This window comes from Aquabacterium sp. (assembly GCF_041915145.1).
In the GTDB taxonomy this organism is placed as follows: domain Bacteria; phylum Pseudomonadota; class Gammaproteobacteria; order Burkholderiales; family Burkholderiaceae_C; genus Aquabacterium.
In genome coordinates this window covers 1-2875 of the sequence record NZ_JAYSBZ010000150.1, presented here as the reverse complement: position 1 = coordinate 2875, position 2875 = coordinate 1, and the positions used below count along the sequence as shown (strand labels likewise).

Here is a 2875-nt window from a genome sequence, read left to right as displayed (position 1 = left end):
CCGCCTTCGCCGGCGCCCGGCGCGGTGCCAAGCTGCGCGGCGTCGTTGCCCAGGACCAGGCGCTGCCCGCTGCCGATGAAGACCGAGATCGAGCCGTCGTCCTGCGGCAACGTGGTGGCGCGCACGAGCTGGTTCAGCCCCGTCACTGCCTTGTCGCGCAGGTCGTACAGGTCATTGGCCGTGGCGCCGCCACTGGTGGCGCGCGAGTCGAGGATGCGCTGGTTCAGCTCCGCGATCTGGCGGGCGTAGCTGTTGATGCTGCTGACCGTCGCATCGATGTCGGCATCCACACCCCGGCTGATCTCGTCAAGCCGCCCACCGAGCGACTGGAAGCGCGCGACCAGGGATTCGCCGGTCGACAGCAGCGCCTGACGCGAGGCGATGTTCGTCGGGTTCGCCGACACGTCCTGCGCGGCGGCGAAGAAGTCGGCCATCGCCGGCGCCAGGCCGACCGATGGATCGCCGAGCAGGTTGTCCACCTGGCTGACCTGCTGGCTGTAGGCCGCGTACTCGGCACGACGGTTATCGTTGAGCATCACCTGGCCTTCCAGGTACTGGCTGTAGGAGCGCTGCACGGAATCCACCTCCGTGCCCTGGCCGAAGAACGAGCCCCCCTTGAGCAAGGGCTCCGCATTGCTCTGCTGCACCGTCTGCCGGTGATAGCCGGGCGTGGCCGCATTGCTGATGTTGTGCGATGTGGTGGTGAGCTGCGCCTGGGCGGCGTAGAGGCCGGTCAGTCCGATGTTCAGCAGGCTCGACATGGCAATGTTCCTGATACGCGAGGTCAGGCAACGATCAGCAAGATCCTTGCCAGCAATGCATCAGAACTCCCTCGAAGCTCAGGCCGCCGAAGCGAGCGCGTTGCGCAGCGTGCTGCCGCCGATGATGCGGGCGAGCTTGTCGGCGTACATCGGATCGGTGGCATAGCCCGCCTGCTGCAGCCCGCGCGCGAAGCCGTCGGCGTCGCGCTGGCCGAGCACCGCCGCGTAGCGCGGGCTGCTCGACAGCAGGCGCGCGTAGTCGGCAAAGGATTCGGCATACGACCCGTAGGCGCGGAAGTTCGACGGCTCGCTGTAGGCGCGCCCGTTGGCGTATTCGGTGGCGCTCACATTCACCGTGCGCCCGCCCCAACTGCTGCCGGCCTTGATGTTGAAGAGGTTGTAGCTGGGGCTGCCATCCGCCTGGCGAAGCTGCCTTTCGCCCCAGCCGGTTTCCAGCGCGGCCTGCGCCACCATGAACTGCGGCGGGATGCCCGTCTTGCGGCTGGCTTCGACCGCGTGCGGCCAGACATCGGCAACGAACGATTTCGCTCGCGTCGACAGCGCGCCTGTCGCCTCGCGCGCGGAGCGGATCGCATCGCTGAGCCGGGCCTGCAGCGCCGCGCGCTCGGCCACGGCGGTGATGTCGTCGACGGCGCCGGAGTCGCCCCGTGGCGTACCGGTGATCGCCAACGCGCCGGCGCCCTGCGACAAGGCGGCAAGCGCACCGGCAGCGCTTTCCGCAGCGGGCATGCGGGCGGCAGGAATTGCCGCCCGCCGCACGACGTTGGCAAGATCGAAGCCGGCGGAAGGCCCGGCATTGCCGGTGTCGAGCGCCTCGAGCGCACCGCCGGCGGCCTTGCCGCCCAGTTGTCGATACAAGGTTTCGGCCAGACCGGTGCCCTTGCCCTGCGCCATGTTCAGTGAAAGTTGCTGGTCGAGCAGCCCCTGGAAGAGCTTGCCCTGCTCGCTGTCGAGCAAACCGCCAGAAGGCGTGGCGTCGCGCATGGACTTCATCACCATCTGCACGAACAACGCCTCGAACTGTTTCGCTGCCGCACGCAAGGCCTGGTCGGACTGGCCGTCGGTGCGCGCCAGGCGCTTGAGATCGCCCAGCGAGTTGGGATCGAGCGCGTTGAGCTGCACGCCGGCGTTGATGTTCGCTGCCGTCATGGTCGCGGCCTCAGATGACCTCGAGCTCGGCGCGCAGCGCACCGGCCGACTTCATCGCCTGCAGGATGCTGACGAGGTCCATCGGCTTGGCGCCGAGAGCGTTGAGCGCCTTGACCACGTCGGCGAGATTCGCCCCGCCCTTGACGTTGAACAGCGCCCCACCCTCGCGCTCGATGTCCACCTGGCCGCGCTGCGTCACCACCGTCTGGCCGCCGGAGAGCGGCCCGGGCTGGCTGACCTGGGCCTCGTTGTTCACCGTCACCGTGAGGTTGCCGTGCGCGACCGCGCAGTTCTGCAGCGTCACCTTCTGGTTCATCACGACCGAGCCGGTACGCGAATTGACGATCACCTTCGCTGGCTGCACCGCCGGCGTCACGTCCAGGTTCTCGAGCTGGCCCAGGAAGGCGACGCGGGCAGTCGAATCCAGCGGCGCGCGCACCTGGATGCTGCGCCCGTCCAGCGCCTGCGCCGAGCCCGGCGAGGCGTGGTTGATGGCGTCGACGACCCGGCGCGCGGTGCCGAAGTCCGTGTCATTGAGCTCGAAGAAGACGTACTCGCCCTGGCCCAGCAATGCCGGAACCGTCCGCTCCACGGTGGCGCCAGCCGGAATGCGTCCGGCGGAGAGGTGGTTGATCGTCTGCGAGGCACCACCCGCGGATGCGCCCGCGCCCCCCACCACCATGTTGCCCTGGGCGATGGCATAGATCTGACCATCTGCGCCCTTCAGCGGCGTCATCACCAGCGTGCCGCCGCGCAGGCTCTTGGCATTGCCGATGGACGACACGGTGACGTCCAGGTTCTGGCCCGGGCGCGCGAAAGGCGGCAAGGTGGCGGTCACCATGACCGCGGCCACGTTCTTCAACTGCAAGTTGGTGCCCGCTGGCAGGGTGACGCCCATGTTGCCCAGCATGTTGACGATGCTCTGCACGGTGAAAGGCGTCTGC

The 2875-nt window shown here is 68.3% G+C and carries 3 protein-coding genes; all 3 read right to left on the bottom strand.

Annotation, left to right across the window (positions count from 1 at the left end; all coding sequences use genetic code 11):
• Positions 1–761, bottom strand: a 761-nt coding sequence (gene flgK / locus ACE3SS_RS15305) for a flagellar hook-associated protein FlgK (RefSeq protein WP_374595435.1), incomplete at its 3' end; no start/stop codon positions are given.
• A gap of 78 nt (positions 762–839) precedes the next feature.
• Complete coding sequence (gene flgJ / locus ACE3SS_RS15300; RefSeq protein ID WP_374595433.1) at positions 840–1931, bottom strand: flagellar assembly peptidoglycan hydrolase FlgJ; 1092 nt, start codon at positions 1929–1931, stop codon at positions 840–842.
• Positions 1932–1941: 10 nt separating this feature from the next.
• Positions 1942–2875, bottom strand: a 934-nt coding sequence (locus ACE3SS_RS15295) for a flagellar basal body P-ring protein FlgI (RefSeq protein WP_374595431.1), incomplete at its 5' end; no start/stop codon positions are given.